This window comes from Hyphococcus sp., from assembly GCF_965267305.1.
In the GTDB taxonomy this organism is placed as follows: domain Bacteria; phylum Pseudomonadota; class Alphaproteobacteria; order Caulobacterales; family Parvularculaceae; genus Hyphococcus.
Genome location: NZ_OZ253945.1, coordinates 742,239 through 755,687, shown reverse-complemented (window position 1 = coordinate 755,687; position 13,449 = coordinate 742,239). Strand labels below are relative to the sequence as shown.

Below are 13,449 nucleotides of genomic sequence, written 5' to 3'. Positions count from 1 at the left end.
GACTTAAGCCTTTTGTTCCGCGATCCACTCGTCTGCGACCTCCCGCAGGATGTCGAGCGGCATGGCGCCGTTCATCAGGATCATTTCGTTGAACTCGCGCAGGTTGAACTTATCGCCGAGTTCTTCCTCCGCCTTGGCGCGGATGTCGAGGATTGCGAGCTGGCCCGTCTTGTAAGCGGTGGCCTGTCCCGGCCAGACGACGTAGCGTTCGATTTCGCGTGTCACGTCATCTTCAGTGTTGCCGGTTTTTTCGATCATGTAGGCGATCGCTTCTTCCCGCGACCATTTCTTGGCGTGCATCCCCGTGTCGACCACCAGACGCACGGCGCGGAACATCTCGCCCTGGAGCCGGCCGAGATCGCCGAGCGGATCGTCCTCATACATGCCCATGTCGAGCGAGGCGATACGTTCGGCGTAAAGCCCCCAGCCTTCCGTATAGGCGCTGAAAGGCGACAGGGTGCGCAGCAGCGGCACGTTCTTGATCTTCTGCGCGACGGAAATCTGGAAATGATGGCCCGGGGCCGCCTCGTGATAGAGGAGCGTCGGCAGGGTCCAGCGCGGATTGTCCGCCGTATTTTTGAGGTTGATGAAGAACCGGCCGGGACGCGAGCCGTCGAGCGCCGGTCCCTGATAATAACCGCCGGGAGCGGAGTCCTCAGAATATTCCGGCACCCGCAGGATTTCGAGCGGCTGGTCGGGCAGGGTGATGAAGAACTCCGGCGCTTTCGCCATGACTTCCTCATTCAGTTCGACGAGATAGTCGAGCATCTGCTGACGGCCTTCGTCGTCATTCGGGAAGTTGTGCGCAGGATCGGTCATCAGCGCTTTCACCCGCTCGGAAACCGTTCCTTCAGTGTATCCCTCCGCAACGAGGATGTCGTTCATTTCCGCTTCGATGCGGGCGACTTCGGCGACGCCAACCTCATGGATTTCGTCGGCGGTCATGTCCGTCGTCGTATTGGATTTAAGCGCGATAGCGTAAACCTTGTCGCCGTCGGGAATGCGCCAGATGCCGGCGTTATGATCGGTTTCCTGAAGCATCTCCTCGTAAAGCGAGATCATCGCTTCATAACCGGGTATAACTTCGGTTTCTACGGCGGCCGTCGTTTGCGCGATGTAGTCGGCCTTTTTCTCTTCCGAGAGTCCGATGTCGTCGAGTTTTCTCGGCAGAGTGGTGACCAGCGCGTTCTGCGAGGCCCCGCCTTCGATGAAATTGCGCATCACGCCCAGCGACTTTTCGATGATGAAATCCGGCGGGATGACGCCATGGGCGCGGTCGTCTTCGACACGGGCCTTCACTTCGCGCAGCACGCGGCCGAATTCATTGACGCGCGAGATGTAGCGCTTGACGCTTTTCTCGTTCTTGATGACGTGAAGGTCGGTGAGAAACTGCGGCAGGTCGACGGTGGCGCCGGAATTCTGGACCACGCGATAGCCGCCATATTCCATTTCCGCCTGACGGATGAGATCGTCGAAAAACCAGGCAGTGATCTTCCAGGATAGAAGCTCCTGGCCTTCGAGGCCGTCGGGCCCGTATTTGTCGAGGCCGGCCCGCGCCTTTTTCAGCTTGGCGAGGTCCTTTTCGTCCTTCGCCTTGGTGTAGTCGGACAGCTTGCCCGAATGGAAATCGAGCGGCGTATTGTCGACCAGGCCAAGCCCCGTCATGAGTTCCGGCGTGTCGGCGGCGAACTGGATGGTCACCTTGTTGATGTAGTTGTTGACGCCGACCGGCGTGAACCAGAACCACATGGAGGCCCCGACGGCCGCCAGAATGACAAGCAGCAAAAGCCCGCCGAAAATCTTTCCTAAAAGTCTCATGTCGCGCCCCTCCGAGATATGGCAACAGGTTGGTCCCCTGGGCGTGACTATGGCGCCGTTCCCCGAAAGTGGCGAGATCGTTCCGCCGCGTCAGCTTGCGCATTCGTCGCGTTCCGGCGGGTTTGCGCGCCGCAACAAGCATATTCTGCATCTATATTATGGATTTAGCTGCGCGGATTTGCTCTTGTCGGCTTCCGCCGCGAACGGCTAGGAAGGGCGCGCGCGGGAGGGTCCTCCCGCCTCAAACGGAAAGCCGAGACATATCAATGCCAACGCCGATCCTCATGCCCGCCCTCTCGCCGACGACGGAAGAGGGCACCCTCGCCAAGTGGAATGTGAAGGAGGGGGACAAGGTCTCTTCCGGGGACGTCATCGCCGAAATCGAGACCGACAAGGCGACCATGGAGGTCGAGGCGGTGGACGAGGGCGTCGTCGGCAAGATCCTCGTCGCCGAGGGGACGGAAAACGTAAAGGTCAATGACCCCATCGCCGTTCTGGTGGAGGAGGGCGAGAGCGCCGACGACATCGACCTCTCGAAGCTGAATGGCGCCGGCGCGGCCCAGGAGCCTACAAAAGAAGATTCCCAGGCGAAAGCGCCGGAATCAGAGAAAGGCGGCGATGAGGGTGGGGAGGAGATCCAAACCCCTCAGCCAAAAGTTGCCGCTGCCGCCGATCCGGAGCTTCCCGCCGATGTGGAGATGGTCCCGACGACGATCCGCGACGCGCTGCGCGACGCCATGGCCGAGGAGATGCGCCGCGACCCGGACGTCTTTCTCATGGGCGAGGAAGTCGCGGAATATCAGGGCGCCTATAAAGTTTCGCGTGGGCTCCTCGACGAGTTCGGGCCGAAGCGCGTTGTGGACACGCCGATCACTGAATACGGCTTCGCCGGTCTCGGCGTCGGCGCTGCCTTTGCAGGGCTGAAACCCATTGTCGAGTTCATGACGTGGAACTTCGCGATGCAGGCGATCGACCACATCATCAACTCCGCGGCGAAAACCCGTTACATGTCCGGCGGACAGATGGGGTCGCCCATCGTGTTTCGAGGGCCGAACGCCGCCGCGAGCCGCGTCGCCGCTCAGCACTCCCAGGACTACGCCGCGTGGTATTCGAACATTCCGGGCCTCATTGTCATTTCGCCTTACTCGGCGTCGGACGCGAAGGGCCTGTTGAAAGCCGCGATCCGGGACCCGAATCCAGTCGTCTTCCTCGAACATGAGCTGCTCTATGGAGACACAATGGATGTGCCCCAGGTCGAAGACTGGGTGCTGCCCATCGGCAAGGCCAAGGTCGCCCGCGAAGGAACCGACGTCACCATAGTTTCCTATTCCCGCGGCGTGAAATTCTCGCTCGAAGCGGCTGCAAAGCTCGAAGAAGACGGGATTTCCGCGGAAGTCGTCGACCTCCGGACGCTGCGTCCCATGGATGTCGAAACCGTGCTTGAATCGGTGCGCAAAACAAATCGCGTCGTCACCGTCGAAGAAGGATGGGCGCCCTGCGGCGTCGGCGCCGAAGTCGGCTGGCAGGTGACGCAACACGCCTTCGACTATCTCGACGCGCCGCCCGCGCGCGTGACGCAGGAAGACGCGCCGCTTCCCTACGCCGCCAATCTCGAAGTCTTGAGCCTTCCGAACGCGGACAAGATCGTCAAGGCGGTGAAGACCGTCATGTACAAGGACTAACGGCATGCCAACCCCGATCCTGATGCCCGCATTGTCGCCGACCATGGAGGAAGGCACGCTTTCCAAATGGAACGTGAAGGAAGGCGACAAGGTCTCCTCCGGCGACGTCATCGCCGAAATCGAAACTGACAAGGCGACCATGGAAGTCGAGGCGGTGGACGAGGGGACCGTCGGCAAGATCATCGTCGCCGAGGGCACGGAGAATGTGAAAGTGAACGCGCCCATCGCCGTCCTCCTGGAGGACGGCGAAAGCGCCGGCGACATTGATGTGAGCGCTCTCGAAACAGGCAATGGCGGCGGATCGGCTCCGGCGAAGGAAGAGAAGAAAGAAGAAAAAACTGAGGCGCCTAAGCAAGAGGCTAAGCCTGCAAACGGCGCCGCTGCACCTGCGCCGAAGCAGGAAAGCGCTCAGAAACCGGAGACGCCGAAATCCAACGGCCGGATCATGGCGTCGCCGCTGGCGAAACGTATCGCGAAAAACGAAGGGCTCGATCTCTCGGCGCTGTCCGGCGCAGGAACCGGCCCCCATGGCCGCATCGTCAAGCGCGATGTTGAGAAAGCGCTGAAGGAAGGCGTTCCGTCGAAGGCCCCGGCGGCGGCGAAGCCTGCGCAGATCGCGCCGGCCTCTGTCGATCCGCGACTTTACCCGGAAGACAGCTATACGGCGGTCAAGCTCGACGGCATGCGCAAAACCATCGCGCGCCGCCTCACGCAGAGCTTCAATCAGGAAGTTCCGCATTTCCCGCTCAACATCGATGTGGAGCTAGACAATCTCCTTGCGGCGCGCGCGCGCATCAACGCGACCTCGCCCAAGGAAGGCGATGACGCCTTCAAGCTGTCGGTGAACGATTTCATCATCAAGGCGTCGGCCATGGCGCTGAAGAAAGTCCCGGCCGCGAATGCGACCTACACGGACGAGGCGCTGCTCTTCCATAAGCACGCCGATATCGGCGTCGCGGTGGCGATTGAGGGCGGGCTCATCACCCCTATCGTCTGGAAGGCTGAAGAAAAAGGCCTCAAGCAGATTTCCGCCGAGATCAAGGATATGGCGGGCCGCGCGCGTCAGAAGAAATTGAAGCCCGAGGAATATCAGGGCGGCACGTTCTCCGTCTCGAACCTTGGCATGTTCGGGATCACGTCTTTCGCCTCCATCGTGAACCAGCCCCATGGCGCGATCATGTCGGTGGGCGCGGGGGAGGAGCGCGTCGTTGTGCGCAACGGTGAAATGGTCATCCGCACCATGATGACGGTGACTTTGACTTGCGATCACCGTGTCGTCGACGGCGCGGTCGGCGCGGAGTTCCTGGCGGCGTTCAAGGGGTTCATCGAAGAGCCGGCGGCGATGCTGCTTTAAGGAATGACGCGCAAGAGCAAATTCGCGCTCGCTTCTGAAAAGCTCGGGTCTTTGAGTTTCGGCGAGCGCCTCCTGCTCGCGTTTTCCGATCATCCGGACGACGTCGACAAGACGTCGCGTTACGCTGCACCGACGCGGCAATGGTCCGTTGAAACGGCGCTGGCGCAGCTTGAAGAAGCGTTTCCGGGCTTTGCTGAAAAAGCGAAAGGCAAACGCGTTCTCGATTATGGCTGCGGCGACGGGTTTCAATCGGTGGCGCTGGCGAAGGCGGGGGCGCAACAAGTGCTCGGCGTCGAGATCGAGGCGAACCGGCGCGCCCATGGGGAGGCGCTGGCGTCGAAGGAGGGCGTCCGGAATGTCGCTTTCGCGGAGCGTGTTTCGGGCAAGTTCGACATCGTCATCTCGCTCAACGCCATGGAGCACTTCATCAGCCCTGAAGAGAACCTTCGCGAGATGCGGCAAGCGCTGGCGCCGGGCGGGCGGATTTATGTCAGCTTTGGGCCGCTGTGGATGGCGCCCTACGGCCATCACATGCACTTCTTCACCCGCGCGCCGTGGATCAATCTCCTGTTTTCCGAAAAGACCGTCTTCCACATCCGCAGACTATACCGGGACGATGGCGCAGCAAGCTGGTCCCCAGGCATGAACCGCATGACTGTGGCCATGTTCGAGCGGCTCATCGCCGGTTGCGGCCTGCGCGCGGTGCACAGGCGCGACCGGACCGCCGCCAATCTGCCTCTTGTCGGCAAGGTTCCGCTGGTCCGGGAGTTTTTCGTGAACCTCATCGATGCGGAATTGGCGCCGACCGATGAGGGGACTGCGGAGACGGCCCCGACCAATTGTTACAAAACCAGCAAAAATCGTAACAACTGATACTTTCTTCAAAATAGCATTATATTCAATAACATAAGCAATTTATGCTCATGGCGAGCGTAAGAAGCATTAATATTATGTGATCTTGTAACGTAAAAAAGACACATTTTCGCCGCGACTTCTGGCCAAGTCGTTGCAATATTCCACTCACCGCGAGGGCGTTGTGTTTACCGCGCGTAGGCGAGGCGGGTCGGCGTTCTCTCTCCCCCGTGCTGATCTCGTCTCGCCGCCCCTCATAAGTTGCGTACCCTTCGGCCGGGAACATCTCCCCCTCTCTTGCCCGGCCAGTGAAGGGTTTCTCCAAAACTGACTTTCCCCTCAGAGTTTCTCTCTCCCCTCTGAGGGGAATTTTCCATCCGCTTGCATCTTAACGAATGTAATTGTATAACATCACCTGAGAGCGGCGGCTCCGCCAGATTCTCGAGTGCTCAGTAGCGTATCAGTACCGTAGAGTTGCGTAGCGGGCGGTCCCAAGTCCCCCATAGGGGCCGCCCGTTTTTATTCCTTCCCCAAATTACGGCTTTTTCGCTCTTGCGAACACGGTCCGCCTCCTTTAGGAAGCGCGCCTTCGCGGGAGGTTTTCGGGTTAAGTCCAGCTCGAACCGCACCGCGGCCCTTCAACGGGCGGTCGCCGTTAAGTCGGCTTCCGCCAATAGCAAACGAGAAGGCTACAAAATGGCGAAGAAAATCTCAGGCTACCTGAAGCTTCAGGTGCCGGCGGGATCGGCGACACCGTCACCCCCGATCGGTCCTGCGCTCGGCCAGCGCGGTCTCAACATCATGGAATTCTGCAAGGCGTTTAACGCCAAGTCGCAGGAGATGGAAAAGGGGATGCCGGTTCCGGTCATCATCACCATCTTTTCCGACAAGTCGTTCACCTTCGTGATGAAGACGCCGCCGGCGTCTTATTACCTCAAGAAAGCGGCGAAGCTGCAAAAGGGCGGTCAGACGCCGGGCAAAGCTGTCGCCGGCACGGTGACAACGGCGCAATGCCGTGAAATCGCCGAAGCGAAAATGAAAGATCTCAACGCCAATGATCTCGACGCGGCGACGAAGATCATCATGGGGTCAGCGCGGGCCATGGGCCTCGAGGTGCAGGGGTAACGGCAATGGCGAAACCAGGAAAAAGAATCCGCAAAGCGCGCGAAGGCGTCGACCGCGAAAAACTGCACACGGTTGAAGAAGCCGTGAAAGCGGTGAAAGCGAACGCCAGCGCGAAGTTCGATGAAACGATCGAGATCGCCATGAATCTCGGCGTCGATCCGCGTCACGCCGACCAGATGGTGCGCGGCGTCGTTGCCCTTCCGAACGGCACGGGCCGCACGGTGCGAGTCGCCGTCTTCGCAAAAGACAAGAAGGCCGAAGAAGCGACGGCCGCCGGCGCCGATATTGTCGGCGCGGAAGACCTGATGCAGAAAATTCAGGACGGCTTCATGGATTTCGACCGCGTCATCGCGACCCCGGACATGATGGGCGTCGTCGGCCGTCTCGGTAAGGTGCTGGGCCCGCGCGGCCTGATGCCGAACCCGAAAGTCGGCACCGTGACGCCAGACGTCGCCAAGGCGGTCAAAGACTCAAAAGGCGGCGCCGTCGAGTTCCGCGTCGAGAAGGCCGGGATCATCCATGCCGGCGTTGGCAAGGCGAGCTTCGATGAAAAAGCCATTGCCGAAAACGTGAAAGCATTCATCGATGCAGTGACGAAAGCCAAACCCGCGGGCGCCAAAGGCACATATCTGAAAAAGATTGCGCTCTCGTCCACAATGGGCCCGGGCGTCAAGATCGATACGTCGACTGGCGCAGCTTAAGCTGCATGAACAATTGAATAGCGAAAACGGCCCCTTCGCGGGGCCGTTTTTGTTTTAGGGCTTAAGGCTGGCATCGTTACGGGCGCGTTTCTTTCGGGAAGCGCGCATCCGGCCATCCCTAAGAGATTGTAATTCTCGAACGGGTATTTTTAGCGATGCGGTTTACTCTATGAGAGTCACGCCGACACTCACGGGTATGACATGGAAGATAATGATCTCCCCGATTTCGACGCCGACGATCTGATCGAGGCGATGGCCGAAGAACTCCGCAAGGATGAGAGCGCGGGCGTGAGCCGGGCGCCGGAAGACGGTCAGCAAGGATCCCGCGCAGAGGCAGTAAGCGGAAACGACGATATTCAGGACGGATTAAAGGACGAGCGCCCGGTAGAGTTGGCCAGATGATTTGAGGGCTCGCTAAAACGTTATCTAATCGTTCTCCGGCAATTAAAATTGTCGGCATCCCCGCGCCGGATTTTCAATGAATCCGGGATATCACGCGTGTCACAGGTTCCGTGGAGTTTCCCTATATGCCGCTCAAGGCGCTCGTTCCGGACGTATCAGACATCGCCGCGCTTGCTTCCGTCCTGAAAAACGCCCGCGCGCGCAAAGCCTTTCAGGCGGCGCTCAACAAAGGCAAATCCCCAACGCTCAGCCTTACGGCGGCGCTCAGCGCGTCGCTGGTCTCCGCAGCGGCGAAAGAAGAGGAATTCGATCCGCTTGCGGGACTCGTTGCGGTGGACGATCTTTCCGCTTTCGGAGAGGACTGCCTGCCCGGCTTGAGTTATGAGTCAGGCGACGAGCACGATCATGCCGCGTTGTCAGGAAGCGATCACGGCGGCCATTTCGGCTATTCATCTTATCTCGCCGATCCGTTCGCCTCGCGTTTCGCCAATCAATATGCGCGCGACCATGACAAGCATGACGGTCACGATGCGCAAAATGCAATAACGGTCGACCATACCGCTCATGATGCTGCGGGAAGCCATGGCGCAGAGCACGCCGCGGTCCATTCCGGTCACCAGCAGGGGCATGCGTCTCACCAGAACCATGACGTAACCGCCTCAGAGCATCACGCAGCTGACAGCGAACACGCGTCCGGCCAGCATCAAGCGCCTGGCTCAACGCAACATTCCGAGCATAGCGCTCACGACGCTGGCCATGACATGTCAGCGCATAAGGCGACCGCCCACGGTGGTCACAATGCACCCGCCGCCGTCAACGGTCATGCGGAACATATGGCGCCCCAAGCCAGTCTTCCGGCGGCGGAAGAGTCTTACAACGATCACGGCTACGCCGGCGAGCTTGAAAACGATGTCATTGATCTCGATCAAGGGATCGACGCTTTAGCTGAACAAAATCACGGCGCTCACGAAATTGCGTCGGCGGATGATGCAGCTGCGCCCGCGACCAGCGAGGCGCCGGAAGAGCACAGCCATCATCATGGCGTGACGCTTGCCGATATGGATGCGCCGCCCGCAGACGATCTGGCCGCTGCGCAGCCGCTTCCCGTGATTTAGTCGGGATTTCCAACCTCAACTTCGTCAGGGCTGCGTCACTAAGGCCGCCCTTTGCGATTGCCGCTTGCGCCGAAATGGCGTCTAGTGCCGCGAGCTATAAAGGATGCGGCGGCAGTGTTCCGTTTCTCGAGACATAGCGGGCGGAGGATTTTGACGCGCATCTCTCTGTTGCGCGCGCTCGTCGCCCTCTTTGCCGTTTCGCAACTTCTTCCGGCGGGAACCAGCTTTGCGCAAGAAGGTGACGGTTTTGCGCTCGTCATGTGCACGCCGGACGGCGTCAAGACCCTTAGCTGGGAAGAGGCGACCGGCGAGCCGTCGCCCTTCGATGCGCCGCATGACGAGAAACGCGGCGCATTCGCATGCCATGGCGTGTTGAGCGACAGGCGCGGATCAGGATTGCAAGCCGCACAAGCTTAACGGTGTTCAGATCTTCGCCGAGCGCAGCCGCAGTGCGTTGCCGATCACCGAGACCGAAGACAGGCTCATCGCAGCGGCGGCGATCATCGGGCTCAAGAGAATGCCGAAGACCGGATAGAGAATGCCTGCGGCGATCGGCACGCCCGCCGCGTTATAGGCGAAAGCGAAGAACAGGTTTTGCCGGATGTTGCGCATGGTGGCGCGGCTCAGCGCCTGCGCGCGCGCAACGCCTCTAAGATCGCCTTTGACGAGCGTCACGCTGGCGCTTTCCATGGCGACATCGGTTCCGGTGCCCATAGCGACGCCCACATCGGCCTGGGCGAGGGCAGGCGCATCGTTGACGCCGTCGCCCGCCATGGCGACGATGGCGCCGGAATTTTGAAGGTCGCGCACGATCCTGTTCTTGTCTTCCGGAGAGACGTCTGCGTGAACTTCATCGATGCCGATTTTCTTCGCGACGGCCTCCGCGGTTTTCCTGTTGTCGCCGGTCAGCATGACGACGCGCACGCCAGCGCGGTGAAGCTGCGCAATGGCGTCCGGGGTCGTCTCCTTGATGGGGTCGGCGACGCCAATCAACCCTGCGAGTTCGCCGTTGACTGCCACGAACATTACGGTCTGTCCTTCCGCGCGATGCGCATCGGCGGCTTTTGAAAGTGAAGACGCATCCGCGCCGACGCTTTCCATCATTTTCACATTGCCGATCGCAATGGCTCGGCCGCCGACACTGGCTTTGGCGCCTTGCCCAGTCACGGACTGGAAGTCCGTTGCTGGCGCAACATTGACGCCGCGCTCGCGGGCCCCGGCGACAATGGCTTCCGCGAGAGGGTGTTCGCTCGCCATCTCAACCGCTGCGGCCGCGGCCAAAAGATCATGTTCGGCAAAGCCGCCGGCCGGTTCGACAAGGATAAGTTTCGGCTTGCCTTCGGTCAGCGTGCCTGTCTTGTCCACCACAATGGTGTCGACTTTCTCAAACCGCTCCAGCGCTTCGGCGTTCTTGATGAGGATGCCGTGCTGCGCGCCTTTGCCTGTGCCAACCATGATCGACATGGGCGTCGCGAGACCGAGCGCACAGGGGCAGGCGATGATCAAAACGGCGACAGCGTTGACCAACGCATAGGCGAAGGCCGGCTTCGGGCCTGCGAAAGTCCAGACGATAAAGGTGATGATTGAGATGACGATGACGGCGGGGACGAACCAGGCGGCGACGAGATCGGCGATGCGCTGAATCGGGGCGCGGCTTCGCTGCGCCTCTGCGACCATGTGAACGATCTGCGAGAGGAGCGTGTCCTTGCCGACCCGCGTCGCCTCCATGACGAATCCTCCGGCGCCGTTGATCGTGCCGCCGGTGACGGAGCCGCCGGGCGCCTTTTCAACCGGCATCGGTTCGCCGGTGATCATGGACTCGTCGACAGCGCTTTTGCCTTCGACGACTTTGCCGTCGACCGGCACTTTCTCGCCGGGACGCACGCGCAAACGGTCGCCGGATTGGACGTCTTCAACGCTGACTTCTTCTTCGGCGCCGTCTGTGCTGATGCGCTTGGCGGTCGGCGGCGCAAGTTCGAGCAGCGCGCGGATGGCGCCGGAAGTCTGGCTGCGCGCGCGCAGTTCGAGCACTTGCCCGAGCAGCACCAGAGTCGTGATGACGGCGGCGGCTTCGTAATAGAGGGCGACGCCGCCGCTATGACCGCGAAACGCCGGCGGAAAGATCGAGGGCGCCAGCGTGGCGACCAGCGAAAAGAGGTAAGCGACGCTGACGCCCAGTCCGATCAGCGTGAACATGTTGAGATTCATGGTGCGGAGCGATCGCGCGCCACGCTGCAGGAGCGGCCAGCCGCCCCAGAGGACGACAGGCGTCGCCAGCAAAAGCTGAATCCACTGCGCCCAATCGCCGGGATTTACATCATGCAACGGCGCGCCGGGGAGCATGTCGGCCATGGCGTAGATGAACAGCGGCAGGGTCAGCGCGGCGCTGATCCAGAAGCGGCGCGTCATGTCGTCGAGTTCGCTCGTGTCCTCGTCTCCGGCTGCAACACCCGCCGGCTCCAGCGCCATCCCGCAAATCGGGCAGGGGCCGGGCTTCGTCTGCCGCACCTCTGGATGCATGGGGCACATGTATACAGCGCCGTGATACCCCGCCGGCACATTGTCGTATTTGCCGGACTTGTCGCTGGCGCCTTCGTTTTCTCTGTGGCAGGCGGCGTGAGCGTGGTGATGACCGTGATGAGAATGCTCGGACATGACGGCTTTCCTTGATGAATGAAATTAGACTTTCACTCTTATGAAACAGGTCCCATATATACCCCCATAGGGTATATGCAAGCCACAGGAGCGTTAGATGGCCCATCACGACAAGGCTTCAATCCTGAAGCGGTTGAGCCGCATCGAAGGGCAGGTGCGCGGCGTGGCCCGAATGATCGAAGATGACCGATACTGCATCGATGTCCTGACGCAGCTTCAGGCGGTGAAGGCCGCCCTATCGCGAGTTGAGGATGCGGTGCTGGCCGACCACGCGGCCTCCTGCGTCGAGGAGGCGATCGCGTCCGGTGACGCCAGGGACCAGCGGGAAAAGTTCAACGAACTCGTGGCGCTGTTCGCGAAGGTAAAGGGCTGACATATATTGGCGACGGGACTGCGGGAGCAGGGCTTGCAATCCACCGAAAAGCCGGTATGAGACCGCCTTCGCCGCTTTCGAGCGGCGAAAACCTGTCCGAGACTGCGGGTGTAGGTTTCCTACTTAATCTCCCGCATAGACAGAGGGAAAAGGATCAGCCGGTCTTATGGCCGCGCTTTCCGCAGGACCTTCTGGGGCAGGCTCTCAGCGCCAAGCGCGGGAGCCTTTTTGGTTTCCGCTCATAGGCGCTGATTTCGAAGCCCCCCGTTAACAACGGGGACTGTTGGGGCCGGAGGGCGTCTTCCGGCCTTGTTTGAACCAAAGGACCTGCCTCATGGACAGAACCCAAAAGGCGGAAATGGTCGAATGGATCGGCGGCGTGTTCGATGCGAACACGGTTGTCGTGGTGGCGAATGGCGGCCTGACGGTCGCTGAATTCGAGTCTCTGCGCGGCGAGCTGCGCGGCGTCGGCGCCAACATGAAAATCGTCAAGAATCGTCTCGCCAAGATCGCGATCTCTGGAAAACCGGCGGAAAAGCTTTCCGACCTGTTCCAGGGCCCGACCGCCATTGCGTTCTCTGAAGACCCGGTCGCGGCGGCGAAAGCCGTCAAGAAATTCGCCAAGGACAATGAGAAGCTCAAAATCCTCGGCGGCGCGATGGGCGAGGAGATCATGGACGAGAAAGGGGTGGAGCAGCTTGCCTCCATGCCGTCTCGCGAAGAGCTCATCGCCTCTATCGTTCTCGCGATCACGTCTCCTGGCGCACAACTCGCCGGCGCCATCAGCGCCCCGGCGTCGAATATCGCCGGCATTCTGGAGACCCTTGAGAAACGCGAAGCGGCGTAACGTTCGCACCAATTTTTGTAACCCAATCAACGAACTAAGGACTAAAGACAATGGCTGATCTGAAAAAACTGGCTGAAGAGCTTGTCGGCCTCACGCTTCTCGAAGCGGCTGAGCTGAAAAACATCCTGAAAGACGAGTACGGCATCGAGCCGGCGGCGGGCGCGGTTGCGGTCGCAGCGGGCCCGGCTGCGGCGGCCGAAGCGGTTGAAGAGAAAACCGAATTCGACGTCGTGCTGGTTGACGCTGGCGCGAAGAAAATCGAAGTGATCAAGGAAGTTCGCGCGATCACAGGTCTCGGCCTGAAAGAAGCGAAAGACCTCGTCGAAGCCGGCGGCAAAACGGTGAAAGAAGCCGCCGCCAAAGGCGAAGCCGAAGAAATCAAGAAAAAGCTCGAAGCAGCTGGCGCAAAGGTCGAACTCAAGTAGGTTCGGCGAAAGCCAGCGGGCGCGTTCAAACTCTCCGCATTTTCTTTACCAAAGGGGTTGCGGAGGGGGCCGGGCGTGCTTATTACACCCATTCGCCGCC

13 protein-coding genes are annotated in these 13,449 nt (G+C 60.4%); 11 read left to right on the top strand and 2 right to left on the bottom strand.

The genetic code is table 11. From position 1 onward, the window contains the following. Positions 1 to 3 precede the first annotated feature (3 nt). Positions 4 to 1,818, bottom strand: coding sequence for a DUF885 domain-containing protein (locus tag ACQY5P_RS03610; RefSeq protein WP_428409480.1), 1,815 nt, complete (start codon positions 1,816 to 1,818; stop codon positions 4 to 6). Between the two features lie 266 nt (positions 1,819 to 2,084). On the opposite strand from ACQY5P_RS03610, the gene ACQY5P_RS03605 reads away from it, so the two are divergent. From ACQY5P_RS03605 to ACQY5P_RS03570, 8 genes are all read left to right on the top strand, one after another. Beyond that, positions 2,085 to 3,500 carry a pyruvate dehydrogenase complex E1 component subunit beta gene (locus ACQY5P_RS03605; protein ID WP_428409479.1) on the top strand — a complete coding sequence of 472 codons (1,416 nt, stop codon included), beginning with the start codon at positions 2,085 to 2,087 and terminating at the stop codon, positions 3,498 to 3,500. A gap of 4 nt (positions 3,501 to 3,504) precedes the next feature. After that, positions 3,505 to 4,854, top strand: a complete 1,350-nt coding sequence (locus tag ACQY5P_RS03600; protein WP_428409478.1) for a pyruvate dehydrogenase complex dihydrolipoamide acetyltransferase — start codon at positions 3,505 to 3,507, stop codon at positions 4,852 to 4,854. A 3-nt stretch (positions 4,855 to 4,857) separates the two neighbouring features. After that, a complete protein-coding gene (locus ACQY5P_RS03595) occupies positions 4,858 to 5,727 on the top strand; it encodes a class I SAM-dependent methyltransferase (RefSeq protein WP_428409477.1) in 870 nt (289 codons plus the stop codon). A 675-nt stretch (positions 5,728 to 6,402) separates the two neighbouring features. Further along, entirely contained in the window at positions 6,403 to 6,831 is a 429-nt protein-coding gene (gene rplK / locus ACQY5P_RS03590) for a 50S ribosomal protein L11 (RefSeq protein ID WP_428409476.1), read from the top strand. A gap of 5 nt (positions 6,832 to 6,836) precedes the next feature. Beyond that, positions 6,837 to 7,532 (top strand): 50S ribosomal protein L1, encoded by a 696-nt coding sequence (gene rplA / locus ACQY5P_RS03585; RefSeq protein ID WP_428409475.1) that lies wholly within the window; start codon positions 6,837 to 6,839, stop codon positions 7,530 to 7,532. Between the two features lie 201 nt (positions 7,533 to 7,733). Beyond that, positions 7,734 to 7,934 carry a hypothetical protein gene (locus tag ACQY5P_RS03580; RefSeq protein WP_428409474.1) on the top strand — a complete coding sequence of 67 codons (201 nt, stop codon included), beginning with the start codon at positions 7,734 to 7,736 and terminating at the stop codon, positions 7,932 to 7,934. A 125-nt stretch (positions 7,935 to 8,059) separates the two neighbouring features. Beyond that, positions 8,060 to 9,049, top strand: a complete 990-nt coding sequence (locus ACQY5P_RS03575) for a hypothetical protein (RefSeq protein WP_428409473.1) — start codon at positions 8,060 to 8,062, stop codon at positions 9,047 to 9,049. Positions 9,050 to 9,199: 150 nt separating this feature from the next. Further along, positions 9,200 to 9,466 (top strand): hypothetical protein, encoded by a 267-nt coding sequence (locus ACQY5P_RS03570; protein ID WP_428409472.1) that lies wholly within the window; start codon positions 9,200 to 9,202, stop codon positions 9,464 to 9,466. A 6-nt stretch (positions 9,467 to 9,472) separates the two neighbouring features. Here ACQY5P_RS03570 and ACQY5P_RS03565 read toward each other — a convergent pair whose 3' ends face one another. Then, the gene (locus ACQY5P_RS03565; protein WP_428409471.1) at positions 9,473 to 11,704 is read right to left on the bottom strand and encodes a copper-transporting P-type ATPase; all 2,232 of its coding nucleotides are present in this window, start codon (positions 11,702 to 11,704) and stop codon (positions 9,473 to 9,475) included. Between the two features lie 97 nt (positions 11,705 to 11,801). Here ACQY5P_RS03565 and ACQY5P_RS03560 point away from each other — a divergent pair, with 97 nt between their 5' ends. From ACQY5P_RS03560 to rplL, 3 genes are all read left to right on the top strand, one after another. Next, positions 11,802 to 12,077 (top strand): metal-sensitive transcriptional regulator, encoded by a 276-nt coding sequence (locus tag ACQY5P_RS03560; protein WP_428409470.1) that lies wholly within the window; start codon positions 11,802 to 11,804, stop codon positions 12,075 to 12,077. Between the two features lie 334 nt (positions 12,078 to 12,411). Then, complete coding sequence (gene rplJ / locus ACQY5P_RS03555; RefSeq protein ID WP_428409469.1) at positions 12,412 to 12,924, top strand: 50S ribosomal protein L10; 513 nt, start codon at positions 12,412 to 12,414, stop codon at positions 12,922 to 12,924. A gap of 50 nt (positions 12,925 to 12,974) precedes the next feature. Further along, on the top strand, positions 12,975 to 13,349 hold the full coding sequence (rplL, locus tag ACQY5P_RS03550) for a 50S ribosomal protein L7/L12 (protein ID WP_428409468.1): 375 nt from the start codon (positions 12,975 to 12,977) through the stop codon (positions 13,347 to 13,349). Positions 13,350 to 13,449 lie beyond the last annotated feature (100 nt).

Coding starts and splice junctions, on each gene's coding strand:
- ACQY5P_RS03565 (WP_428409471.1), bottom strand. CDS start 11,704: ATGTCCGAGCATTCTCATCACGGTCATCACCACGCTCACGCCGCCTGC.
- ACQY5P_RS03600 (WP_428409478.1), top strand. CDS start 3,505: ATGCCAACCCCGATCCTGATGCCCGCATTGTCGCCGACCATGGAGGAA.
- ACQY5P_RS03605 (WP_428409479.1), top strand. CDS start 2,085: ATGCCAACGCCGATCCTCATGCCCGCCCTCTCGCCGACGACGGAAGAG.
- rplJ (WP_428409469.1), top strand. CDS start 12,412: ATGGACAGAACCCAAAAGGCGGAAATGGTCGAATGGATCGGCGGCGTG.
- ACQY5P_RS03580 (WP_428409474.1), top strand. CDS start 7,734: ATGGAAGATAATGATCTCCCCGATTTCGACGCCGACGATCTGATCGAG.
- ACQY5P_RS03610 (WP_428409480.1), bottom strand. CDS start 1,818: ATGAGACTTTTAGGAAAGATTTTCGGCGGGCTTTTGCTGCTTGTCATT.
- rplK (WP_428409476.1), top strand. CDS start 6,403: ATGGCGAAGAAAATCTCAGGCTACCTGAAGCTTCAGGTGCCGGCGGGA.
- ACQY5P_RS03595 (WP_428409477.1), top strand. CDS start 4,858: ATGACGCGCAAGAGCAAATTCGCGCTCGCTTCTGAAAAGCTCGGGTCT.
- rplA (WP_428409475.1), top strand. CDS start 6,837: ATGGCGAAACCAGGAAAAAGAATCCGCAAAGCGCGCGAAGGCGTCGAC.
- rplL (WP_428409468.1), top strand. CDS start 12,975: ATGGCTGATCTGAAAAAACTGGCTGAAGAGCTTGTCGGCCTCACGCTT.
- ACQY5P_RS03575 (WP_428409473.1), top strand. CDS start 8,060: ATGCCGCTCAAGGCGCTCGTTCCGGACGTATCAGACATCGCCGCGCTT.
- ACQY5P_RS03560 (WP_428409470.1), top strand. CDS start 11,802: ATGGCCCATCACGACAAGGCTTCAATCCTGAAGCGGTTGAGCCGCATC.